The organism is Rhizobium deserti (assembly GCF_004358025.1).
Classification (GTDB): domain Bacteria; phylum Pseudomonadota; class Alphaproteobacteria; order Rhizobiales; family Rhizobiaceae; genus Neorhizobium; species Neorhizobium deserti.
Genome location: NZ_SMTL01000001.1, coordinates 257,562 through 281,154 on the forward strand (window position 1 = coordinate 257,562; position 23,593 = coordinate 281,154).

General features: G+C 59.0%; 22 protein-coding genes and 2 tRNA genes. 9 read left to right on the plus strand and 15 right to left on the minus strand.

Translation table 11 applies throughout. The features are described 5' to 3' along the window. Positions 1–30 precede the first annotated feature (30 nt). On the minus strand, positions 31–1,248 hold the full coding sequence (locus E2F50_RS01370) for a deoxyguanosinetriphosphate triphosphohydrolase (protein ID WP_133314272.1): 1,218 nt from the start codon (positions 1,246–1,248) through the stop codon (positions 31–33). 153 nt (positions 1,249–1,401) lie between these two features. Between E2F50_RS01370 and erpA the strand changes: the two genes are divergently transcribed. Further along, the gene (erpA, locus tag E2F50_RS01375; protein WP_425375342.1) at positions 1,402–1,731 is read left to right on the plus strand and encodes an iron-sulfur cluster insertion protein ErpA; all 330 of its coding nucleotides are present in this window, start codon (positions 1,402–1,404) and stop codon (positions 1,729–1,731) included. 70 nt (positions 1,732–1,801) lie between these two features. Beyond that, a complete protein-coding gene (gene xth / locus E2F50_RS01380; RefSeq protein ID WP_133314274.1) occupies positions 1,802–2,605 on the plus strand; it encodes an exodeoxyribonuclease III in 804 nt (267 codons plus the stop codon). 9 nt (positions 2,606–2,614) lie between these two features. Here the strand turns inward: xth and exoR are convergent, their stop codons facing one another. The 7 genes from exoR to E2F50_RS01415 all read right to left on the minus strand — a co-directional run bounded on the left by exoR (position 2,615) and on the right by E2F50_RS01415 (position 10,625). Continuing rightward, complete coding sequence (exoR, locus tag E2F50_RS01385) at positions 2,615–3,394, minus strand: exopolysaccharide production regulator ExoR (RefSeq protein ID WP_425375343.1); 780 nt, start codon at positions 3,392–3,394, stop codon at positions 2,615–2,617. Positions 3,395–3,412: 18 nt separating this feature from the next. Beyond that, on the minus strand, positions 3,413–3,745 hold the full coding sequence (locus E2F50_RS01390) for a hypothetical protein (protein WP_133314276.1): 333 nt from the start codon (positions 3,743–3,745) through the stop codon (positions 3,413–3,415). Positions 3,746–3,891: 146 nt separating this feature from the next. Next, on the minus strand, positions 3,892–5,175 hold the full coding sequence (locus E2F50_RS01395) for an OmpP1/FadL family transporter (protein ID WP_133314277.1): 1,284 nt from the start codon (positions 5,173–5,175) through the stop codon (positions 3,892–3,894). A gap of 336 nt (positions 5,176–5,511) precedes the next feature. Beyond that, positions 5,512–8,427 carry a valine--tRNA ligase gene (locus tag E2F50_RS01400; RefSeq protein WP_133314278.1) on the minus strand — a complete coding sequence of 972 codons (2,916 nt, stop codon included), beginning with the start codon at positions 8,425–8,427 and terminating at the stop codon, positions 5,512–5,514. 118 nt (positions 8,428–8,545) lie between these two features. Continuing rightward, positions 8,546–9,433 carry a DUF2497 domain-containing protein gene (locus E2F50_RS01405; protein WP_133314279.1) on the minus strand — a complete coding sequence of 296 codons (888 nt, stop codon included), beginning with the start codon at positions 9,431–9,433 and terminating at the stop codon, positions 8,546–8,548. Positions 9,434–9,644: 211 nt separating this feature from the next. Further along, positions 9,645–10,298, minus strand: a complete 654-nt coding sequence (locus E2F50_RS01410; RefSeq protein ID WP_133314280.1) for a protein-L-isoaspartate O-methyltransferase family protein — start codon at positions 10,296–10,298, stop codon at positions 9,645–9,647. A gap of 129 nt (positions 10,299–10,427) precedes the next feature. Further along, positions 10,428–10,625: a hypothetical protein gene (locus tag E2F50_RS01415; protein WP_133314281.1), complete on the minus strand. Its 198-nt coding sequence runs from the start codon at positions 10,623–10,625 to the stop codon at positions 10,428–10,430. A gap of 243 nt (positions 10,626–10,868) precedes the next feature. Between E2F50_RS01415 and E2F50_RS01420 the strand changes: the two genes are divergently transcribed. Next, positions 10,869–10,942 (plus strand) — tRNA-Cys (locus E2F50_RS01420). Between the two features lie 56 nt (positions 10,943–10,998). Here E2F50_RS01420 and E2F50_RS23120 read toward each other — a convergent pair. Then, positions 10,999–11,172 carry a hypothetical protein gene (locus tag E2F50_RS23120; protein WP_202615392.1) on the minus strand — a complete coding sequence of 58 codons (174 nt, stop codon included), beginning with the start codon at positions 11,170–11,172 and terminating at the stop codon, positions 10,999–11,001. 476 nt (positions 11,173–11,648) lie between these two features. Continuing rightward, entirely contained in the window at positions 11,649–11,990 is a 342-nt protein-coding gene (locus tag E2F50_RS01425; RefSeq protein WP_133314282.1) for a hypothetical protein, read from the minus strand. A gap of 390 nt (positions 11,991–12,380) precedes the next feature. Between E2F50_RS01425 and E2F50_RS01430 the strand changes: the two genes are divergently transcribed. Next, on the plus strand, positions 12,381–13,025 hold the full coding sequence (locus tag E2F50_RS01430) for an exopolysaccharide biosynthesis protein (RefSeq protein ID WP_133314283.1): 645 nt from the start codon (positions 12,381–12,383) through the stop codon (positions 13,023–13,025). A 14-nt stretch (positions 13,026–13,039) separates the two neighbouring features. Here E2F50_RS01430 and E2F50_RS01435 read toward each other — a convergent pair whose 3' ends face one another. Beyond that, on the minus strand, positions 13,040–13,240 hold the full coding sequence (locus tag E2F50_RS01435; protein WP_202615410.1) for a hypothetical protein: 201 nt from the start codon (positions 13,238–13,240) through the stop codon (positions 13,040–13,042). Between the two features lie 237 nt (positions 13,241–13,477). Here E2F50_RS01435 and E2F50_RS01440 point away from each other — a divergent pair. After that, positions 13,478–13,552, plus strand: a tRNA-Asn gene (locus E2F50_RS01440). A gap of 449 nt (positions 13,553–14,001) precedes the next feature. Here E2F50_RS01440 and E2F50_RS22875 read toward each other — a convergent pair. After that, a complete protein-coding gene (locus E2F50_RS22875; RefSeq protein WP_161973944.1) occupies positions 14,002–14,295 on the minus strand; it encodes a BON domain-containing protein in 294 nt (97 codons plus the stop codon). Positions 14,296–14,475: 180 nt separating this feature from the next. Between E2F50_RS22875 and E2F50_RS23125 the strand changes: the two genes are divergently transcribed. From E2F50_RS23125 to E2F50_RS01455, 3 genes are all read left to right on the plus strand, one after another. Continuing rightward, entirely contained in the window at positions 14,476–14,631 is a 156-nt protein-coding gene (locus E2F50_RS23125) for a hypothetical protein (protein WP_202615394.1), read from the plus strand. Between the two features lie 582 nt (positions 14,632–15,213). Further along, positions 15,214–15,603 (plus strand): DUF1236 domain-containing protein, encoded by a 390-nt coding sequence (locus E2F50_RS01450; protein ID WP_133314286.1) that lies wholly within the window; start codon positions 15,214–15,216, stop codon positions 15,601–15,603. Positions 15,604–15,751: 148 nt separating this feature from the next. Further along, positions 15,752–15,994: a DUF982 domain-containing protein gene (locus E2F50_RS01455; RefSeq protein WP_133314287.1), complete on the plus strand. Its 243-nt coding sequence runs from the start codon at positions 15,752–15,754 to the stop codon at positions 15,992–15,994. Between the two features lie 10 nt (positions 15,995–16,004). Here the strand turns inward: E2F50_RS01455 and E2F50_RS01460 are convergent, their stop codons facing one another. The 3 genes from E2F50_RS01460 to E2F50_RS01470 are packed head-to-tail and all read right to left on the minus strand — an operon-like array spanning position 16,005 to position 20,748. Beyond that, entirely contained in the window at positions 16,005–16,292 is a 288-nt protein-coding gene (locus E2F50_RS01460) for an ester cyclase (protein ID WP_245515256.1), read from the minus strand. 50 nt (positions 16,293–16,342) lie between these two features. Beyond that, a complete protein-coding gene (locus E2F50_RS01465; RefSeq protein ID WP_133314288.1) occupies positions 16,343–19,519 on the minus strand; it encodes an efflux RND transporter permease subunit in 3,177 nt (1,058 codons plus the stop codon). Further along, positions 19,516–20,748: an efflux RND transporter periplasmic adaptor subunit gene (locus tag E2F50_RS01470; protein ID WP_133314289.1), complete on the minus strand. Its 1,233-nt coding sequence runs from the start codon at positions 20,746–20,748 to the stop codon at positions 19,516–19,518. The genes E2F50_RS01465 and E2F50_RS01470 overlap by 4 nt, the downstream gene beginning before the upstream one ends. Before the next feature lie 257 nt (positions 20,749–21,005). On the opposite strand from E2F50_RS01470, the gene E2F50_RS01475 reads away from it, so the two are divergent. Beyond that, positions 21,006–23,510 carry an ATP-dependent helicase gene (locus E2F50_RS01475; RefSeq protein ID WP_133314290.1) on the plus strand — a complete coding sequence of 835 codons (2,505 nt, stop codon included), beginning with the start codon at positions 21,006–21,008 and terminating at the stop codon, positions 23,508–23,510. The last annotated feature ends 83 nt before the right edge of the window (positions 23,511–23,593 follow it).

Consider the following 23,593-nt stretch of genomic DNA (forward strand, 5'->3'; position numbering starts at 1 on the left):
CTTGAAAAGCCGTTGGTAATGGGCCGGTGCCTAGCGCAATTCAGGAGTCTGGTCAAACAACTCGGCATGCGCACGAATGGCGTAGGTATCCGTCATGCCTGCCAGATAATCTGCAACGTGACGGGCCTTGGCACCATCCTCCAGGCCGGAAATGTGGTTGACCCAGTAATGGCTGCGCATCAAGGATGGGTCGTTCATATAGGCAGAGAAGAGGTCAGATACGATCTGCGCTGCGCCGGCACGGATCCGCATAATGTCGGGATGGCGATAGATTCGCGAAAACAGCAGCTTCTTGATCTGGCGGTCCGTAGCGGCCATTTCCGGAGAAAAGGTCGCAATGACATGGTCCGCAGCACGAATATCGGAGGCGCTTTGCGGATTCAGTGTTGCGAGGTTGACTTGCGCGATGCCTATGACGTCCTCAACCATGTGAGTAATCTGCCTGCGCATGATTTCATGAGCGAAGCGGCTCGGCTCAAGATGCGGATAACGCTGTTTAACCTCATGCATGAGCCCCGCCAGAAACGGCACGTCTTCCAGCATTTCGAATGTCAGCAGACCGGAACGCAAACCGTCGTCGATGTCGTGAGTATTATAGGCGATGTCGTCGGAAATAGCTGCGACCTGCGCTTCGAGGCTGGCATAACTGCTCAGTTCCAGATCATGCAGCTGGCAATAGTCGCGGATCGGCTGGGGCACCGGTCCATGCGCGCCTTCGCCGGTTACGGTGAGCAGCGGTCCATTGTGCTTGACGAGCCCTTCGAGGCTTTCCCAGGTCAGGTTCAGGCCGTCAAAGTCGGCATAACGCCGCTCGAGCTTGGTGACGATACGCAGCGACTGGGCATTGTGATCAAAGCCGCCATAGGGCTGCAGCATGTCATCCAGCGCATCCTCACCCGTATGGCCGAACGGCGTATGGCCGAAGTCGTGAACGAGAGCCACCCCTTCGGCCAGATCCTCGTCAAGCTTCAAGGCGCGCGCAAGCGCGCGGGCAACTTGTGCCACCTCAATCGTATGCGTCAGGCGGGTTCGATAATGGTCGCCATCCGGGCTGATGAAGACCTGCGTCTTGTGCTTCAGCCGCCGAAAAGCGGTCGTATGAACGATGCGGTCGCGGTCGCGCTGAAACTCGGATCTCGTCAGACTGCCGGCCTCGGGAAAAAGCCTGCCCCGCGACGCCCAAGGGTTGGACGCATATATCGCGCGCTCGCCGCTGCCAAATCCCAGCGCCCCCGTATCGATCGTCATGCACTCACCTGTTTCTTCGTCCCGCGCATGGCGCCCATTGACGCGCCGTTTAAGCCTTCATACCTATAGTGACGCCGTGCGCAACGCCGGTGACACTTATCTCCGGGGCGTGCCCGGAACTCACCGGGCCTTGAACCCGGCAGGAGATGGATCATGAATGCAGATGTAACGCTCTCGGATGCCGCGGCAAAGCGGATCGCAGAAATTGTCGCTCATGAAGCGGGCAAACAGGCTTTGCGGGTGACTGTTGAAGGCGGCGGCTGTTCAGGTTTTTCGTATAAATTCGATCTTGCCGAGGCGGCGCAGGAGGACGACGTGGTGGTCGCCAATGGCGAGGCCAAGGTTCTGATCGACAGTCTTTCGCTGGTCTACATGGCCGGTTCGGAAATCGATTTCGTCGATAACCTGCTCGGCCAGTCGTTTCAGATCAAGAACCCGAACGCTGTCGCCAGTTGCGGCTGCGGCACCAGCTTCTCGATCTAGCAGCGTCCAAGCACTTCCCAAGCCTTCTGCTTTCGCTAAAAGAGAAACGGACAGCGCGAAGGACATTGCCATGAAGATTGCCACCTGGAACATCAACGGCGTGAAGGCGCGCATTGACAGCCTGCGCCAGTGGCTTTCCGATTCGTCGCCGGACATCGCCTGCCTCCAGGAGATCAAGTCCGTCGACGAAGGGTTTCCGCGCCTGGAGATCGAAGCGCTGGGCTATCATGTCGAGACGCATGGTCAAAAGGGCTTCAATGGCGTCGCTCTCCTCTCGAAGATAAGGCCGGACGAAATCCTGCGCGGGCTGCCGGGCGGCGAAGGTCCTGATGGCCAGGTGGACGAGCAGTCCCGTTATATCGAAGGCGTATTTTCGATCCCCGGCGGCGTTGTTCGGGTCGCTTCGATCTACCTGCCGAATGGCAATCCTGCGAACGATCCGGTTAAATATCCCTACAAGCTCGCCTGGCTGGAGCGCCTGCGCCGGCATGCACAGAACTGCCTTCTGCTCGAGGAGCCGCTTATCCTGGCCGGAGACTACAACGTTATTCCGGAGCCGCATGATTGCTTTGATCCGGCCGTGTGGACGACGGATGCGCTGTTCCTGCCGCAGACGCGCGCGGCCTTCCGAAAGCTCGAAAACCTCGGTCTGGTCGACGCGGTTCGCGCCACCACCGACGCCACGAAGCTTTATTCATTCTGGGATTATCAGGCCGGCGCCTGGCAAAAGAACAACGGCATCCGCATCGACCACCTTCTGCTTTCGCCGGAAGCCGCCGACAGGCTCAAGGCCACGGTAATCGAAAAGCATGTCCGCGCATGGGAGAAGCCTTCAGATCACGTGCCCGTGGCAGGCATATTCGACTTCGGCTGAGCCGGAGCCTTATTCGACACCTCTTGCAAATTCGTGCGACAGAGCAATCGCGCCGCGCCGGTCTTCTTCACCTGCGACAGAGAATGCCTGCTCCTGAAGCTGCTGCATCCAGATGCAGTCCTTGGCGCTGCACTTGTCGAGTGCGGCCGTCAGGAATGCCAAGCCGCGGACCGTCTGCCCCTCATCGAAAAGAACATTGCCGAATACCGCCATCGCTCCGGCATGGCCGTTCTTGCGAGCCTGGTTCAGCCATTTCTTGGCCTGCTGCAGATTGGCCGTACCGCCCTCGCCCGCCAGGATCATCTTGGCCAGCTGGAACTGCGCTTCCGCCACGCCAAAAGTCGATGCGACCTGAAAATAGAGCTGGCGCGCCTGGGCAAGATCAGGCTTGACGGCGGTGTCGGGAATGCCACGCCGATAGTAATTGGCAAGCGACAGCAAGGCGTTGACGAAAAAGCCCGTGTCTTCGGATCCGGGCTCCACGCCTTGAGAGGCTATTTCGTTATAGATCTTAAACGCCTCGAGATCGTTCTTGGCGACACCATCGCCATAGGCATACATGTTGGCGAGCGCCCAGCGTGAACCCGTATGGCCCTTTTCAGCCGCGTAGCGATAGGCCTCGACCGCATCTTCCTTCTGGCCGTTTTTATAGGCTTTGAAGCCGAACTTGAAGAGATCGAAAGGCCCCGATTCCTTCGTAACGCCCGACTTGATATCGAAAGCGGCAACCGGTCCAGCAAGGACCGACGCCAGCGACACGCCAAGAAGCAATACTCTCATGGACAACATGTCAAACTTCGGCATGGTTCAGTTTCTTTCACTCTGCCGCGATGCCATACGGTTGTTCACCGCAGCCCGAGCTCTCTGGCCGATCTGATGAAGTCTTCGGACCTGTCCGAAGGCTTCATCCAGCGGTCGACTGATGAAACTGTAGATGCCCATTTCGGCAAGACTAGGACTTGCCACCGTGGCGCGCATACCGGGCACCAACGGCATCCGTAGCCGTTCTCCCGCGCATGGAAAGCCCCACTTTTTCTTGAAAAACCCGCCCATGGTACTCCAAATTACGCGCCCCGCCCCCGCGGTCCGCGCCTTTTCTTCATCTATCGCTGCGCCCTGTTTGTGGCGGGAAATGGACAAAGCATCTCTCTTCCAAGCTTGCGATGATTGTCTTAGAAATGTGTTGCGAAATCGTCACGAGCCGTAGCAGGAGCAAATGAGCAATAGTTCATCAGGCACAAAAAAGCCCGGCAGAAACCGGGCCTTTTATAGATGTTCTTGTAGGCTTAGAACTTGACCTTAAGCGATGTCGATAGCGCCGCGACGAGGTCGTCATCGTATTCATATGTAGCTTCGTCACCGATCGTCACGCCATCTAACACCTGAGCGCTGGAGTCACCGCCGGTCAAAATGCCGATTACGCCGCCGAAACGAACTTCGACATTCTTGTTAGGCGAATAGGACACCCCGGCGCTAAGCGTCCAGGTATCGCTGTTTGACCCGTATTCCTGTGAGGTGCCACGATCCCAGGTAATACTGGTGGCCGCACTCCATTGCTCGCTGAATTTGTGGCCGACACCTGCGCTGACGGTCCATCCGTCGCGATATCCCAGGTCAAGCGACGTCACTTCGCGGCCAGAGCTGCTGTAGAAGGGTATCCTTCCCAATTGGCTCCAGTCGGTCCATTTTACCGAGCCAAACGCAAGCCATTCAGGTGCAATGCCAGACTGTAATTTCAGCTCTAGAGCATCCGGCATGGCGGTCGAGCCGGACACTGGTATAAGCGTCCCAGCACCTGGCACTAGCGGAGTTCCGCCAGGTCCTGGTATTACACCAAGCGCTGGCGGCAGATTGGTAAGGTCAACAGTGCCCGTCACGTTGTCGAGCTTTACCTCGCTGTAATACACGAGACTTGCCCGCATAGCATATTCTGGGATTTCATATGCTACACCAGCACGCCATCCCCAACCGTCGCCTTCTAGATCAAGCCGCCCAACCCCGGTGCCGGTAAGACCAAGCGGCGCCAAAGGCGGAAGTCCGAATAGCTCCGGCGCTACCACCAAACGCTCCTTGAAACCGTCCATCTCCAAGTAGTTCGCGCCGCCGATCAAACGGAGTTGACCAGGGCCGGCATCGAACCTGTAGGAGCAAGTCAAAGCGTAATTGTCACTATTGATCTTGGTTTCGATATTTTGATTAGCGCCGGCCCAGTCTGCACCTGGATTGGTGTGCGCGCCGTAGGGCTGGGAGTAGTCGAACATGCAGTCGGCATTTTCGTAGCCACCCTTGATTCCGATGCGGGGCGACCAATAGTTCTCGGTTTCATCTGCAGATGAAGAATAGCCGAAGGCGTTAAGCGGACCATCCCCAGGCGATGTGTCCTGCACATTCTTCAACTTGCGATGCGGCATCACAAAAGTTGCCGTTGATTCCACCGCTGCACGCGACGGATCGAAAAGCAGGTCGATATTGTAGCCGCCGCGCTCGATGCCTCCTGCCAGTGCTGTTGAACATAGCAACGAGCTCCCGGTTAAGCCTAGTGCAGCGCTGATTAATTTTGTTCTTACCATATTATCTCCCACTCCCCGGTAAGCAGTGTAAATCACACTAGATGTTTCACACGGAATAACAACTTTCGGCTGTTGCGAGCCTTGCGGTGCACAAAGCTTCAAAGTTTACGTAATCAGGTGAGCAAGTGGCCGTTTAGGCAGTCTGAGCGCGAAAATATGCTACTAGGGGTAACTTGTGCGCCAATCTTTGGAATTTTATATTGCCGCAGCGGCAAGTTGTGGCAAGATGGCCACATTGCGGCTTTCTCACCTTGAGCAGGTGCACAAATGGAACCTCCTGACAACACAGAAAAGCCGCGGCTGGACCCGCGGCTTTTTCCGTTTAACGCTAAGGATTCAGCCTGCTTCGGAGACCCGCAGCATAGCCGTCTTCAGGCTCGCCATCTGGACCTCAAGTTCGGCAAACCGCTCGCGTTCGGCCGCAACAATCTCTGGGTCGGCATTGGCGACAAACCGCTCATTGGCGAGCTTCTTGCCAATCCGATCCATCTCTGCGGCCGTCTTGCCGACAGCCTTCTCGATACGGGCCTTTTCTGCCGTCAGATCGATGAGATTGCCCAGCGGCAGGCAGGCGGTCGCCTCGCCGATGATGATCTGGGCGGCACCCTTCGGCGCCACATCCGCGCGCTCAATGTTCTCCACCCGGGCGAGCCTTCGAATCGCTGCGTCGTGACGGCCCATGCGCTGCTGGCTCAGTTCATTCGCTCCAACCATGACCAGTGGCGCAACAGCCGAGGGCGGCACGTTCATTTCAGCCCTTGCCGAGCGCAAGCCGGTCACCAGATCCACAAGCCAGTTGATTTCGGCCGCAGCCTCAGCGTCAGCGAACGAGGGTGCCGGCCAGTCTGCATGGCACAGAAGTTTGCCTCGGATGCCCGTATGTGCCCACAATTCTTCCGTCATGAACGGCATGAAGGGATGCAGGAGCTTATAGGTTTCATTCAGGACATAGGCGACGCAGGCCTGGGCTTCCGCCTTCTCGGCCTCTTCATCACCGGCAAAGATCGGCTTCAGCAGTTCCAGATACCAATCGCAGACCTGATTCCAAACGAAGCGGTAAAGAGATGCGGCAGCTTCGTTAAAGCGCTGCGTCTCGATCGCTTCCGTCACGTCTTGGATCGTCGCCGACAGTTCCGTGAGGATCCAGCGGTTGACCGTAAGCTTGGCTGTGGACGGCGCAAATAGCGGGTCCAGCTTGACGCCGTTCATTTCCGCAAAGCGTGTGGCGTTCCACAGCTTGGTGCCGAAGTTCCGGTAGCCGGCGATACGCGCCGGGTCGAGCTTCACGTCGCGTCCCTGCGCTGCCATGATCGCCAGCGTGAAGCGCAGCGCATCGGCACCGTATTCGTCGATCAGGTCGAGCGGATCGATGACGTTGCCCTTCGACTTCGACATCTTCTGCCCGTTCTTGTCGCGCACCAACGCGTGGACATAGACGGTCTTGAACGGTTCGACGGGATTGCCGTCCTCATCCTTCATGAAGTGCAGGCCCATCATCATCATCCGGGCGACCCAGAAGAAGATGATGTCGAATCCAGTGACCAGCACGCTGGTCGGATAATATCTCGCAAGCTCGGCGGTGCTGTCGGGCCAGCCGAGAGTCGAAAAGGGCCAGAGCGCCGACGAGAACCAGGTGTCGAGGACGTCCTCGTCACGAGTGAGGATCTCGCCCGGCCGCATGTTTTCAAGCTTTTCCTGCACCCAGGCCTTCCACGGACCTTCATGCGCGAGGTAATGCTGAACGGCGGCGTCGAGCGCCTCTTCCTCAGTCTTTTCGACGAAGCACTGGCCATCGGGGCCATACCAGGCGGGGATCTGGTGGCCCCACCAGAGCTGGCGCGAAATGCACCACGGCTCGATGTTTTCCATCCAATCGAAATAAGTCTTGTCCCAGTTCTTCGGAACGAAGTTGGTGCGGCCTTCGCGGACCGAGGCGATCGCCGGCTCGGCCAACGTCTTGGCGTCGGCGAACCACTGGTCGGTCAGCATCGGCTCGATGACGACGCCGGAACGGTCGCCGAACGGCTGCGTGATCTTCTTGTTCTCGACATACGGAATGTCGTTGCCTTCCGCGTCCTTGACGGTGACGCTGAGACCTTCTGCATTGATCGCCTCGACGATCTTCTTGCGGGCAACAAGACGGTCAAGGCCGCGATATTCCTCCGGGACAAGGTTGATCTCATCGACGTCCGATTCGCTCGGCACCTCGCCGGACCGAACGATCTCCAGCGCTTTCGCGGCACAGACGGCATAGGCTTCGCCGTCCTCCCGCATAGAGGCCGTTGTATCCATCAGGCGATACAGCGGGATATTGTTGCGCTTGGCAACCTGGTAGTCGTTGAAGTCGTGCGCCCCGGTGATCTTGACTGCGCCGGAACCGAAATCCTTGTCCGGATATTCGTCGGCAATAATCGGGATCAGGCGGCGATGCTCCTTCGGTCCGACCGGAATTTCGCAAAGCTTACCGACGATCGCTTGATAGCGTTCATCGGACGGATGAACGGCGACGGCACCGTCGCCAAGCATGGTCTCGGGCCGGGTCGTGGCGATCGAGATATAGTTACGCTCCTCCTGAAGGGTGACGTTGCCGTCGGCATCCTTCTCGACATAGGTATAGGTCTCGCCGCCCGCCAGCGGATATTTGAAGTGCCACATGTGGCCGTCGACGTCCTTGGACTCGACCTCGAGATCCGAAATCGCCGTCTCGAACTTTGGATCCCAGTTGACCAACCGCTTACCGCGATAGATCAGGCCTTCCTTGTAGAGTGTGACGAAAACCTCGAGCACCGCCTTTGACAGGCCCTCGTCCATGGTGAACCGCTCGCGCGACCAGTCGCAGGAAGCGCCAAGACGCTTCAGCTGATTGAAAATCAATCCGCCGGATTCTTCCTTCCACTCCCAGACTCTGTCGATGAAGGCTTCACGGCCCATCTCGCGGCGGCCGGGAAGCTGACGCTCCATCAATTGGCGCTCGACCACCATCTGCGTGGCGATCCCCGCATGGTCCATGCCCGGCTGCCACAGCACGTCCTTGCCGCGCATGCGCTCGAAGCGGATCATGATGTCCTGCAGCGTATTGTTCAGCGCGTGCCCCATATGCAGCGAACCGGTGACGTTCGGCGGGGGAATGACGATGGTAAAGCTTTTGGCGCCAGGCTTGGCGTTTGCGCCTGCGCGGAATGCGTCTGCCTCGTCCCAGGCCTGCGCGATCTTCGGTTCGACGGCTGCGGAATCATAGGTCTTTTCGAGCATTTCCTGGCCTGTTTCTGCGTCTCTGAGGATGGGGCGTGTAAATAGGATGGGGTGTTCCAAGTCAATAAAAAAGCCGCCCGGTTACCGGAGCGGCTTTGTGATGCATAACTGAAAGCGATTAGCGGCGCGGACCGCGTGCGACGCGTTCGATCTCTTCGCGCACCAGGCGTTCGACCAGCGTCGGCAGATTGTCATCCAGCCATTCCTGCAGCATGGGACGCAACATCTCCTGCGCCATTTCCTCAACTGCCCGATGCTCCAGGCCGTTGAAGACGGCTGCGAGCTCATTGAATGACTGCGCCACCTGGGCGCCTGCCTCGGCTGACAAAAGCGTCGCGGCCTCTTCGATCTTGGCGGGCAGGCTGGCGGGCTCGGCAATCGCGGCGGGTGCCGGCTGAGGCTCCGCAAGGACCCGCTCCGGTCCAGGCTCGATAGCAGGGCGCGTGTCGGCGGTGGGAGCGAACACGGCATGTTCGCGCTGGAGCGGCTGGATTGGGACAGCGGAGGTCACCGGAGCAAGGCTCGGCCGCAGTTCCGGCATCGGCAATATGGATGGTGCCGGAGTCGGAGCCACATGCGGAGTGAAGGTCTGCGCTGCAACCGGTGGCGGCACGAGTTCCGGCTGGCCTGGAGACGGAGCCGCAGACGGGGAAAAGGCAGTGGGACGCAGGGTCGGGATTTCCTGCTGACGAGCGGAAGCGGCGCGGACGCGTGCAGCGACATCTGCGAGCGAAAGCGCCCGCTCACCGGCTGGGGCGGACGAGACAGGATCTAGCGAATAATTCACGGGCTGCCCCGTCCGCAAGGGAAGGCCCGGATCATTGGCCGCGACGTCGGGAACAAAGCTCCCGTCTTCGACATCATCCAGTTCCTCATCGTCATAGACCGGAGGCAGCGATGCCGAAAGCGAAGCCTCGCCGTTTGGTTCATTGCTTTCAATGATCCGCCGGATTGAGGCTAGGATTTCCTCCATGGAGGGTTCACGCGCTACACTGGACTGAGCCATTTTCATCCCCGCTGTTTCCGGCATCTGATCGGCCGCGACAAGCGCAACCCGAATCGAGGCCAGTGTAAGAAGCTGGAGCCGGGACACAATGACAAGCGCTCCAATGGTTTAACCGATACACAGATTTGTTGAAGAGGTGAATCCCGGATGTCACACCCGCAAAGAAAAAAGGAGCCGCCCGGCTCCTTTTTCTGCTCTCGCTGTCCTGGCTCTAGAACACGAATTCCTTGGCCTTGCGAAAGCCGGGAAGCGGCTTCACAGATGTGTTGAAGTGGGAACTCTGCGAAACAAGGCCCTGTTCACAAACGATCAGTTGTGCCTGTGCGGCATTCCCGTAGCCAACGACGACCACGAGCCGGCCGCCATCGCGCAACTGGTCGATGAGCGCGCTCGGCACCTCCTCTACGGAACCGTTGAAAAAAATCAGATCATAGGGAGCATGGGCCTCGCAGCCGGCCTCCAGTTCCCCCTTCACAACAGTGACATTTTCGCAGCCGAGCGCGGACAGATTGGTGGCAGCCTGTGCCTGCAGTGCCTCGTCGGCTTCCAATGCTACGACCGATCCTGCCAGGGCCGACAGCAGCGCTGAAACATAGCCCGTCCCCGCACCGATCTCCAAAACGCTGTCGCTCTTGCCTATGCCGGCGAGTTGCAGGAGCTTTGCCAGCGGCGACGCTTCCATGACAAACCTTCCGGAAGGCAGTTCGATAGCGGCATCCGTATAAGCCAGAACCTTTGCTTTCTCCGGCACAAACATTTCGCGCGGGACACTTAGAAAGGCCTGCAGCACGGAATGTGCAGTCACATCCGTGGTTCGGATCTGGTTCTCGACCATCTTCCTACGAGCTGCTTCGAAATCTATCATCTCACGCCTCAAATCGCTGGCCGGTAAGCCGTTCTTGTAGAGCCGTGTTACTGCGCCCGCAGCAGGCTTTCAAGACTTGGCAACGCCTGGGCACAAAAAACCAAGAGTCCGGCTAGATCGACAGGCAGGTTATGCGAAGACAGCGGGCACTTTTTCCATATTGCGGCCGGCATTATAGTCCCGGCCATAGGAGTTGCGCAGATTGCTGCCCCTCTGGAATGCCGCTTGATCCTGAATAGTCAGCGGGAAAGCGCCATCTGCAAATGTACCGGTGGCGTCGTGACCGGTTTCGCGCTTGCGCAATGCGATGATGAATTTGCTGATCATGGTGTCCCTCCGTATGAACGCTAAAGCGTCGGGCCCGTGTTTCTGTTCCTCAGGGTTCGGGGGGACACGCAAAAATTAACCATAAGCGCGGGATTTTGCTTCGGAGACCGGAACACATCCTTTGAAGTTGAGCAGTCCTCGCCAGCTGAACAGAAAAATGCGCCAAACCAGCCGGACCCGCTTGCACGCTTATTCGATTCGTTCTAAACGCCCCGACACCACTCGCTCTTATTGCGTACGGACGGCCTCGTGGCGGAGTGGTTACGCAGAGGACTGCAAATCCTTGCACCCCGGTTCGATTCCGGGCGAGGCCTCCATTCTCTCCTTCAGTAACACCTCCAATACAGCTTCGGCACAAGAGTTTCGCCGCTTGTTATGGGCCGCCTGCGATCGAGACGGCCACAGCCATGGCCAGAGCCGCAAGGTCAATCTCTCCTTCGATGAAGATGCGGCTTTCCCGCCGCTCGAGCTTAAGGTCGGACGGTCGCTCGTTGGCTTGACGCTTGATCTCCTCCACGAGGGCTGCCTCCACCTTGTCTTCGGACATATCTTTTCCTTTCTGATCGTTCAGCACAGACCAAGTCGAGCGACCAGTCCAATGCAAGCACTTGACTATCTCACGTCACGCTGGCCTGACTGCGACGGCACTTGCTAGTCCAAGGCGCTTAGGTGCTGCGCAGCATTCCTGCAGCGTCAGCCAATCTTGAGAGTTTGCGAGACGTTTGTACTGGCTAGCATTGAAGCCAGGATACCGGGCTAACTATCGCGTCTAGGCCAGGTGAGACGACCAGATCCAGACCTGGATCTCGCTTAGTTTGCAAAACGAAAAATTAACCGATCACATCAGCCTTTTGGTAAGGCCTGCTTCTTAAAACGGGGGCGACGGCGATGTTGCCGTCACTATCCTTATGAGAAGGATCGCCATGACGGCGATAATCGCTATGAAGCTCAGCGTTTCTGACGCCGTTCTGGCGTTTGCGACCGTCGCGTCGCTCCTAAGCATCCTTTATGTCGGGCATTTGTTCATGGCCCTCTTCTGATTGCAGGTCCCCAGGCGGCCGCTTCGGACGCTGGCCAATAAATATCCGACCTAAAATCCAGCGGGATGGTCGACAGAGCCGAAAGCGCCTCTGCAACATAGCCGATCTGCATGGCGAGATACTTGATCTCGCGCGGCATGGAAATTCCGGTCGCCGCCTGCCGGTCGTGCCATTTCGGATAGCCTACCACCTGCAGCCGTCGCTCCGCCTCTCGCCTCACGTCCGACTTGTCCGGAATGCAGTTACTCAACCTGCCTGGCAGGTAATGATCCGCGGCGGTGGAAGCCGCATCGACGCGCCCACCTTCTATCAGTCTCAAAGCCATAATGCCCTCGTCTTTAATCCCCGAAGGTAGCTTAGTGATTCGCGATATAAGGCGCCAGAGTCGGACGGTCCTATCTGGTGCAGTTGCAGGAACTTTGATAAATTAACATCGTCATCGGGTGTGGGAGCACCAGGTCACACACATGCGGTAGGAGGAGACCAGCATGCAATATTTGACGTTTATCAGCGTTGTCGACGCATCTGTGCTCGCCACTCTTGCGGTTGTGCTGGCTTGCGGCGCTTGTGATCACTGGCTGATCAAATAAGCTTGGGGCGTCGGCGACAGTAGACTGCGCGGCTCTAAAAGCAGAGGAAGCATGTCGCGATGCGGCTTTGCTAAGGCGGCCGTTGCTGCTATCCATCCCCCAGTTTGGCGGTATGGAGCGAACCTTTGCAAGGACGTGCACAATTTCAGGACACAGCCGCTTCGCTTAGCGAAACGCTGAAGAAGCTCATCGACGGCATCAGAGGAAAGCAGACGGTGAGTTTGCGGGATCTAATGGATGGCGTCGGCGAGCAGGGCCTGCTGTTGATTTGCGCCGTGGCCTCCCTGCCCTTCCTGATCCCCGTGTCTATTCCGGGGATCAGCACCGTGTTCGGCGCGGCAATCATCCTGATCAGCCTGGCGATCATGCTCAACCGAATGCCATGGCTGCCGAAAAAGATACTTGATCGCCAGTTGGATACCGGCAAGCTTGTTCCGGCGCTTGAGCGTGGCGTTCAGATCGTTTCGCGTCTTGATCGGTTGCTCAAGCCGCGAATGACTGGTCTGACATCAAGCGCATTCGCCAATAGATTGAACGGGATGGCGATCGCTCTGGCGGGCGTCCTGTTGATGTTCCCGCTCGGCTTCGTCCCCTTTTCCAATACATTGCCGGGTATTGCGATCCTGCTGCTCTCCACTGGAATGATCCAGCGGGATGGACTGGTCGTTGCTGCCGGCTATGCCTTCAACCTCGCCACGATCGCCTATTTTGCAGCTCTCGCCTACTTGGCGTTCAGCGCCGGACAAAGCGCCGCCTCCTTCTTCAGCTAGCGCCAACTTGAGATTTACGACTTGCGCCGGCGGCGGGCCCACCACAAGCCGATGCGGCGGCGCTGACGGCGGACGAATGGGAGATCGTGAGACAGAACCACGAAGCCCAGTGGCACCATCCAGAAGCCCAGAATCGGTAGAAAGCCAAACACCCCGCCAAGCACCAAGGCCGAGCCGACACCGATGCGGCCGGCGCGGGACCGAGGCATAGGCATCGGCCAGCCGGCAATCGCGAGCCGTCCGCTTTCCGGATCAATGCCAAACCTTTTGGATTTCTGCTTTTCCTGCTTCGCCAATGCTCAATCTCTCCAGTGATCGGGTTTCTTGGACAGGCGAAATGGGAAACAGAAGAGGATAAAACAAGGAAGTTCATTTTTTTTGCAAAAAGCGCTTGGCAAACCGACAAAGCGTTTGTATTACCCGCCGCACACACCGCGACCCAAGCGGTCTGTTCCCTGGTAGCTCAGCGGTAGAGCATTCGACTGTTAATCGACAGGTCGCCGGTTCGAATCCGGCCCGGGGAGCCATTCATCCGAAATGGCTGTTGTGAAGGGTCGTTCGCACCCGCTGAACACGATCTCATAGCTAAAGTTTCCATCCCGCTTCCGACGCTGTTGGCGACAGCGGGCGGTCAAGACATGCGAGACAGCGTGCCCGTCATCTTGAGGACCGCAGGCATGCGGATACTTGTGAACCGGCTGCGATAGCTTATTGGAAGTCGGAGTGGTTGAGTATGCATTCCAAGCTGACGGTCGGCTTGCCCCTTTGCCAGAAGGCCGCTCAGAGCTCCATCGGAACAAGGACTGCGGCGATCCCTACCTTGCCCCTGGAGCGATGCCTATGCGCCGATATTTTCTGGTAGGTCCTATGGGATCAGCTCCGTCTCAGGCGCTAAGCAATATCCAAGGTCTCTTCCGAGCCCGGAGCAGGGATGACCTGAAAGGTGAACCTACCCAAATCAAACAAGCCCGTAATTTCAAGCCAGCAGAAGCCCAGGCGCCTTGGTGCTTGGCACAACAGCCAGTTGGCAGATCACCTTGTCCCTGCCGACAATCTCCATGGCGACACGCGTAACGCGCGCAAGATCGGCGCTTGAACGAACCGTGCCTTCAAGCACGATGAAGTGTCCGCTCTCTTCAACCTGGATGTCGCTGCTGTCCAGGCCGGACAGGTAGGTCAGTTCAGCCTCGATAGCAGGTTTGCCAAACGATGTGCCTTGGTCTCGACCGAATTCGAAGGAAGTGCCAGCATGCGACGAACTTAAAAACATGTTCCAACTCCATCTCGAACATGAACCTGAGATGAATGAACGGTTGTTCGTCATTAAGGTTCCGGAGCGTGTCGGAATGCATGTCAGCAGGATCCTGGGGACCGATGGCATTTGGGCGGTTTGCCAGATCACATTACAAGACGCGGCGGAACTTCTTCTGAAATCCCCGGTTTCCAGATCATGATGAAGGAACCGGAAGTTCATAAGACGGATCGCAAAGCGAGCTCCAACATGCTGAAGTTCGTCGGCACGATCTTTGTCATCGCCCTTGTACTTGCCGCGGTCTGGTTTTTCGAGTTCACGCCCGGCGACCCATCTCCCGTTTCAGGATCGTGAGCCGAATAATGATAACGATGAACCTGCCCCTCGTAGCCATGGCCGCTATTCTGGTTCTGCTATGCGGGGCTGTCGGATACTGGGCGCTTCGCAAAAAGAAGCAGCACTAACGCCAGGCATTTGGTAAGGGACGGCCATCGGAGTGGCTGGTAAATCAAATAAGCTCCAACCTATGCAGTCTCGCGAGTGCCGCAAGCCGCCAAGACTGGTTGAATCCACTTGGTAGGTGGCGACCTATGAAAATACGCTCCAACTTGATGACGCGTCGATTGCCGGTAGACGGCGCCGGCTCCATATTTCCCATGGCCACCACTGGATGGGTGAGAATGCCGTTGCAGCTATGCTCGTTTAATCGAAGCTACTCTCCTCATCGATGTTTCCCGGTCTTCATCTGATCTTTGATAGAAACAAGAATAGCAAGCACTATATTCCACCTTTAAAAATCAGACCTTGGCTGCTGACCCATATTGCCAAAAGCCTCAGAACACGCAGGCAGATCTACAATCTCAACTATTTGTAGTTCGCTGGAACGAAAACTAGACCTCTCCGTTGTCTGGCCACTCAAACCGAAAGGAAGTGGCTATGAAAAAGTTCATCTTCGTCTCTACCGCTGTTGCGCTTCTGGCGACCGGAGCCATTGCGCAGCAGAGCACTGTGAACGGTGCCGTTGGCGGGGCAGTCACCGGAGCCGTGGTCGGAGGCCCGGTTGGTGCGGCCGTGGGCGGCATCATTGGCGCCGCAGCCGGAACTGCCATTGATCCACCGCCGGAACGGGTCGTCACTTATGTTCGACAGCAGCCTGTCCAGCAGTCAGTGGTAGTGCAGGAACGTGTGGTCGTCGGCCAACCGATTCCGCAGCAGGTCGTGCTGACGCCGGTGCCTGAATCGCCATCCTACGCCTATGCGGTTGTCAACCAGCAGCGCGTTATCGTCGATCCCCGTACCCACACTGTCGTGCAGGTCATCGATTAAGCATTGACCTTATAGGTTGAGAAAGCCGCCCCTTAAGCTGGGCGGCTTTTTCCATATTGGCTTATCGCCAAGAGCGTGCTTTTCTTGCGGCGCTGGAACCGTTCTGCGGCTTCGGCGTTGGGTAGGGTTGGTATTCAGGGAGGAAGACATGCCACAACCAAATTGGCAGGAACCAGTGCGCGTCGCCTTCGGCCCGCGCGGGATGGAAGTGATCAACAGCCCGTCGGAGGCATTGGTGCTTCTGACCGATCGTTGGCCGGATATGCGCGGCATGCATTTTGTCAAAGCGCGCAGCGTGTGCCGCGCCGCCTTGGATGGCAGGCGCTCGCCCGAGGAAGCACGGCAGCATTTCGAACAGGCCGTGAGCGAAGCACAGCTTCACGTCAACTGACTAAACTTCACTAGCTGAGAGCTAACCGGCAGGCTGAGAAACTCGCCCCTCGGGCTGCAGTCGAACGATATGCGGCTGGCGATAAAGGGCGGATCGCAAACCACCATCCGGACATCGAATAAAGATCCGGAATATCGTCGAAGTCCTTTTCCAGCATCTGACGATAGCCGGACATGCCTAACTGCCGACCGTTGTGAACGGCGTCGTCGCTGACGAACTCCCCAAGCCTGGACCACTCCTGCCGGTTGAGGCAAGCGATATAGTCGCCGTAGATATCAACGAGGCGGTCTTTGTCCATGAATTTTTCTCACCTATCACTTTGCTTCAGGAGTGAGCGTCCGTCTCCGCCTATTCCGCGGCCAGTAGCGGCCTCTCCATGTCTTCCTCGACATTAGTGCCGGAGGCATGGGCCAGTTCTTGATGGAAGCGCTCTTCCTCATGGGCATGGGGTTTGGTGAAGCGGGCAATCAGGAGATAGGCGACAGGGGTGATGAACAGCGTCACGAGCGTGGCAAAGCCGAGCCCGCCGACGATGACCCAGCCGAGCGCCACGCGCGCTTCCGCGCCCGCACCATGGGCAAGCACCAGCGGCACGCCGCCGACCACGGTTGCGATCATCGTCATCATCACCGGCCGCAGGCGCATCCGGCAGGCGGTCTCGATCGCGTGGCGGACGTCGTCGCCCCGATCGCGAAGCTGGTTGGCGAATTCGACGATCAGGATGCCGTTCTTGGCCATGACCCCGACCAGAAGCACCAGCCCAATCTGGCTGTAAACATTGAGGCTGGAACCGGTGACCACGAGCGCGATGGCGGCGCAGGCGAGCCCCAGTGGCACAGTGGACATAATGATGATCGAGGACAGGACCCCTTCGAACTGCGCCGCCAGTACCAGAAAGATGATGGCGATGGCAAATCCGAAGGTCATCAGCATGGCATTTGAGTTTTCACCGAGCGTCTTGGCTTCAGCCAGCGGGATTAGCCTTACACCTGGTGGCATGAGCGGCTTTGCAATCGCCTCGACTTCGGCGACCGCTTCGCCCAGCGCCACCCCTTCCGGCAGGTTCGCCTGGAAGGCAACGGAGGCAAGCTGCTGCTCGCGCGAAAGCTGCGGCGCGACGGCGCTTTCCTTCAAGGTGGCGATGGTCGACATGGGCACGATTTTGCCGTCACCGGTCTTCAGGAAGATGTTTTCAAGATCAGTCGGATCATCGAGCGGCCGCGTTGTCGAGGTCAACTTCACAGACAGCGCCTCGCCGTTGACGAAGACATCTACCACGGAGCGACCTTCGAGCAGGGACTGCATCGCGGCAGACAAGCCGGTAATGTCGATGCCGAGATCGGAAGCGCGTTCGCGGTCAATGGCAACGGAAAGCTGCGCCTGGGTCGGTTCGTTCGACAGGCGCGGCGTATCGAAATTGCGGCTCTGCTCCATGGCAGTAAGGACCTTGAGCGCCGTTTCCGTCAGTTCCTCATTGCTGTTGCCGACCAGCGCCATCTGCAAGCCGTTGCCGGCGCCGCGGATCTTCAGGCTATTGCCCTGCTGCGCAAAGCCGCGCAAGGCCGGCACCCGCATGACCGCCTGGTTGACGTCGGCGACGATCTGGTCCTGGGTGCGGGAACGCTCGTCCCAGGGGGCAAGCGTTAGGACCATGAAGCCGCTGTTGATATTGCTGCCGAAGCCCGAGATCGAGAATATGTTGCGGATTTCGCCCTTGTCACGCAGCGGCTGCAGGTTCTCTTCCACGCGCCGCATCTGGTCCTGGGTGTAGTCGAGGCTGACGCCTTGCGGGGCGCTGAGGCGCAGCATGATCGAAGACCGGTCCTCGCGCGGCGTCAACTCGCTCTTGACCAGGCCGAAGACCTGGTAAGCGGCAAACGAAAACCCGACCGAAACGAGGATGACGATCAGCGGCGCATTGAGGCAGGCACGCAGGCAGGTGGCGTATAGGCTTGCAAAGCCATCGCCGATCGCGCCGAGGATACCATGCTTTTCGACGATCGGCTTGGTCAGCATGCGCGAGGCAAGCATGGGACAGAGCGTGAGCGCGGTGACCGAAGACAGGCCGACGGAGAAGGCGAGCACGAAGCCGAACTCGCGAAATAGGCCGCCGATCTGGCCCGGCAGGAAGGATAGCGGGATGAAGACGGCCGCAAGCGTGGCGGTGGTCGCCAGGACCGCGAAGAAGACTTCCTGCGTGCCGAGAACCGCCGCAGCGCGCGGCCCCATGCCCTCGGTCCTGCGCCGCACGATGTTTTCGAGCACGACGATGGCATCGTCGACGACAAGTCCAGTCGCCAACACGATGGCGAGCAAGGTCAGGATATTGATGGAAAAGCCGGCCATATAAACCGCCACCAGCGTTCCGATCAGGGCAACCGGCATGGTGACGGCCGGGATGATCGTGGCGCGCCAGTCGCGAAGAAAGAGATAGATGACCACGACGACAATGGCGGCCGACAAGATCAGCGCCAGTTCCACTTCGTGCAGCGCGCCCTGGATGAAGACGGCGTCATCGCTGGTAACGGCAACGCGAGTGCCTTCCGGCAGCGTCGATTGCATTTCCGCCACGGCCTGCTTGACGCCGGCCGAGATATTGAGCGTGTTCGACTGCGCCTGGCGGATAATGCCGAGCCCGACGCCCTGGACGCCGTTGGAGCGCAGGGTCGTATTGCCATTGTCTGGCCCCAGCGTCACGCTGGCGACGTCGCGCAGCCGGACGTTTTGGCCGATCAGCACGTTTTCGAAATCGCGCGGCGTGGTCAGGCTGGCTGTCGCGCGCACCACGATGTCCTGCCGGGTGCTTTCCAGCGAACCTGCCGGCACATCGAGTGCGGCACTTTCCAGCGCGTTGGAAACATCGGCTACCGTCATGCCGCGGCTGGCTAGTGCCGCCTGATTGACGTCGACACGGAAAATCTTCTCCTGATCACCGTAAAGCTGAACATCGGCAACGCCTTCGACGGCCGCCAGCCGGTCGACGATCTGATTGTTCACGAGCTGCGTCAGGTCGTCCATGGTCAGCGTCGTCGAGGTGACGGCAAGCCGCATGATGGCATCGGAATCCGCATCCGCCTTGACGATCTGCGGTTCGTCCGCCTCGTCCGGCAGCTGGCTGACGATGCGTCCGATTGCGTCGCGCACGTCATTGGCCGCTTCCGACAGGTCGACCGTGTCGGTAAATTCCATGGTGACGCGGCTGGCGCCGAATTGCGAGCTGGAGGAAAGCGCCTTCAGCCCGCTGACGCGCGCGACCGCACCTTCGATCACCTGGGTAACTTCCTGGTCCATGGTCTGCGGCGAGGCGCCATCGTAGACGGTGCGCACGGTAACCACCGGCTGATCGACATCAGGGAGTTCGCGAACCTCAATACCGAGAAAGGCGGCCATGCCGGCAACCACCAACAGCGTATTGAGGACGGCCGCGAGAATGGGCCGACGTACGAACAGCGCCGTGAAGCTTTGCCCGGCCTTGCTATGGGCGTGGCCGGTCGTGTGGCCGAGGAGAGGATTATCCTTCTTCATTGGGCAGCAACCTCCGGCGCGTTCTGAGATCCAGCCAGGCGCACGGCCCCTCCTTCACGAACTCTCTGCAAGCCTTCGATGGCGACATTGTCGCCCTGCTTCAAGGATGCATCGACGAGTACCGCATCGGGGTTGCGCTGGATGATCCGCACCCGTGTCTTCACTGATTTATTATCCTTGATCTGCCAGACATAAGATCCTTCCGCATCCCATTGGACGGCGAGCGGATCAACAGACGGATAGCTTTCCCCGGCAAAGCGCACAGAAACGGCAAAGGACATGCCTGCACGCAACTCGTCGCCGGTATTTTCCACCTTGGCGCGGATGCGCATGGTCCGGCTGGCGGCATCGATCCGGTTGTCGATCGCCTGCACAGCCCCCTTGAACACCTGACCTGGACGTGCAATCGAAGTTGCTTCCACCGCTAGGCCCGGCGTGATGGCCGTCGCGAACCGCTCGGGTGCCCAAAAGTCGACCAGAATTGATGAGCGATCGTCAAGAGTAACGATACTGGTCTGGGTGGTGACATTGTCTCCCACATTGACCGCGACAATGCCGGCTATGCCGTCGATCGGGGCCACGATGTTGCGGCGCTTCAGGTTGAGGTTAGCGGTAGACACGGCAAGCCTGGCGGACTGCTCGGCGATCTGCGCATCCAGGACATCTAGGCGCGCAACTGACTGCAGGTTTTTGTAGGAAGCCGATTTCTCCACCGCGCTTTTCAAGGAAACCTGCGCTTTGTCGCGCTCGATCACCTGCTCGTCATCGTCAAGCCGGGCCAGCACCTGCCCTTTGGTAACTCTTTGCCCCGAGCTGACGAGGATTTCCGCGACTGTGCCGGTGGCCTGCGGCATGACCACGACCGACTGAATTGCCTCGCCACTGCCGATCGCCGACAAGCGATCATTAACGGTGCCTACAGCCACCGGTTCGACAGCGACCAGCGTCGCCCGGCCTGAACCGGATGCGCCGTTCTGATTGCGTCGCTCGCCCTGCCCCGATCGTCCGTCTACGGCGCCAGCCTGCTGCCCTTCGCTACCGCCACGTGCGGGACCGGTGCCGGCCTCGCCAGCCGTCTTTGCAGGAGCACCGCTGACCAGTTCCACAGCCTTCGCCGGCACGCCCATGCCAATCAGCGTAACGCCAGCCGAAGGAACCATGAAGACCCAAAGACAGAGGGCCCCGAATAGAGCCACGACACACAACAAGAGCTGCTTCCAGATCCGCACCGGGTTCTCCAAGAAAGTTTGGGTGCCGACATGCCTGCGGCGGCGGCGCAAGTATCCCTTCTTAATGCGCTGCAATCAATAGGAGAGCAGCCACCTTACTGTTTTGTAATATCACGTCATTGTCAGCGCCTCGGCGTGCTGAAATCATGTTGTCGATTGTCGCTGCCATCCACAATTTGGCCGCCGCTCTCCGGCAGATTAGGAATGAAAGCAGAACATGTTCTGGCCTTTCGAGTCCGAATCACTACATTGGCCGCATGACGAACAGCTTCGACGACATTCCGTTCTTTGACGACGACGGCAGCCCTGACGAACCCGCGCCCCGCAAGGCCCCTGCCCCGGCTGCTGCGCCGGCGTCCGGCGGCGGTCTCGGCATCGCCGCGCGCGCCATGGCGGCCCGCGACCAGAACCGCACCGTCGTCGATTACCTGTCCGGCCTCAACCCCGAGCAACGCGAGGCGGTCGAAACGCTGGACGGTCCGGTTCTCGTGCTGGCAGGCGCCGGCACCGGCAAAACCCGCGTTTTGACCACCCGCATCGCCCATATTTTGGCCACCGGCCGCGCTTATCCAAGCCAGATCCTCGCCGTCACCTTCACCAACAAGGCGGCCCGCGAGATGAAGGAGCGTGTCGGCGTGCTGGTCGGCGGCGCCGTGGAAGGCATGCCGTGGATGGGGACCTTCCACTCGGTCGGCGTTAAACTCTTGCGCCGCCATGCGGAACTGGCGGGCCTGCGCTCCGACTTCACAATTCTCGACACCGATGACGTGGTGCGGCTGATCAAGCAGCTGATCCAGGCCGAAGGACTGGACGACAAGCGCTGGCCGGCAAAGCAGTTCGCCGGCATGATTGATGGCTGGAAGAACAAGGGCCTGACGCCTCCCGATATTGCCGAAGGCGATGCCCGGGCTTTTGCCAATGGCCGCGGCCGCGAACTCTATGCCGCCTACCAGGCGCGGCTCAGAACACTGAACGCCTGCGATTTCGGTGACCTGCTGCTGCACCCGATCGCCATCTTCCGCAAGAACCCGGACCTCCTGAAGGAATATCACGCCAAGTTCCGGTATATTCTGGTGGACGAATACCAGGACACCAATACCGCCCAATATATGTGGCTGCGGCTCCTGGCCCAGCGGCCGAAGGACATCCCCCAGAACGTCTGCTGCGTCGGCGACGACGACCAGTCCATCTATGGCTGGCGCGGCGCCGAAGTAGACAATATCCTGCGCTTCGAAAAGGATTTCCTCGGCGCCAAGGTGATCAAGCTGGAGCGCAATTACCGCTCCACCGAACATATTCTCGGCGCCGCCGGCCACCTCATTGCCCATAACGAGGGCCGGCTCGGCAAGACCCTGTTTACTGACCGCGTCGATCCGGACGACGAAAAGGTGCAGGTACATGCGGCCTGGGATTCGGAAGAGGAAGCCCGCGCCGTCGGCGAGGAAATCGAGCGGCTGCAGCGCGGCGGTTCCGACGGCCGAAAGCACGCGCTCAACGACATGGCGATCCTGGTGCGCGCCTCCTTCCAGATGCGCGAGTTCGAAGACCGCTTTGTGACGCTGGGCCTGAATTACCGCGTCATCGGCGGCCCGCGCTTCTACGAGCGGCTCGAGATCCGCGATGCCATGGCCTATTTCCGGCTCGTCTGTCAGCCATCCGACGACCTGGCCTTCGAACGGATCGTCAATACGCCCAAGCGCGGTCTCGGCGACACGACCGTCCGCTACCTCCACGACTACGCACGTGCCCGCGACATTCCCATGCTCGCCGCCGCCTCCGACATCATCGAAACAGACGAGTTGAAGCCGAAGGCGCGCAAGGCCCTGTTCGACGTGATTCAAAGTTTCAGGAACTGGCAGCAAAAGCTTGAAACCACGTCGCATATGGAGCTTGCCGAGCAGATCCTCGAAGAAAGCGGCTACACGGACATGTGGAAGGCCGATAAATCGGCGGAAGGTCCCGGGCGGCTGGACAACCTCAAGGAACTGGTCCGTTCCATGGAAGCATTCGAGAGCATGCGCGGCTTCCTTGAGCACGTTTCGTTGGTCATGGATGCCGACAAGAACGAGAATCTCGACGCCGTGTCGATCATGACGCTGCATTCCGCCAAGGGGCTGGAATTCGACACCGTCTTTCTTCCCGGCTGGGAGGAAGGCCTGTTTCCGCACCAAAGGGCGCTCGACGAAGGCGGCCGTTCAGGCCTCGAAGAGGAACGTCGCCTCGCCTATGTGGGGCTCACCCGCGCCAAACATCGATGCCATATCTGGTTCGTGTCTAATCGCCGCATCCATGGGCTCTGGCAATCCACCATGCCGTCGCGCTTCCTGGACGAATTGCCGGCCGCCCATGTGGACGTCGCCGCGTCCGACAGCAATTACGGCGGCTATGGCGGAAGGGGCGGTTACGGCCAGTCTCGATTCGACAAGGCTGATCCCTTCTCCAATACCTATTCGACACCAGGCTGGAAACGCGCCCAGGCCAACAAGACTGACGCCACCCGCGACAATTGGGGCACGCGCTCCGGCCATGCGGTGGAGCGGATCGGCTATGGCGAAAGCGGCCCGCGCGGCAGAACCATCGAAGGCGAGTTGGTGGCCAGATCAACGAGTGAAACGCCGTCACAATTTTCGGTCGGCGACCGCGTCTTCCACATCAAGTTCGGCAATGGCAATATTGCCTCGATCGAGGGCAATAAGCTGACCATCGAGTTCGACCGGGCAGGCCAGAAACGGGTACTGGACGGGTTCGTGGAGCGGGTTTGAGTAGAGGTAGAGGTAGCGATAGGGCATATCCTCTGCCGTTCGGTCCACCGGCGGACCACAAGCACCGGCTGTTTCTCATATGC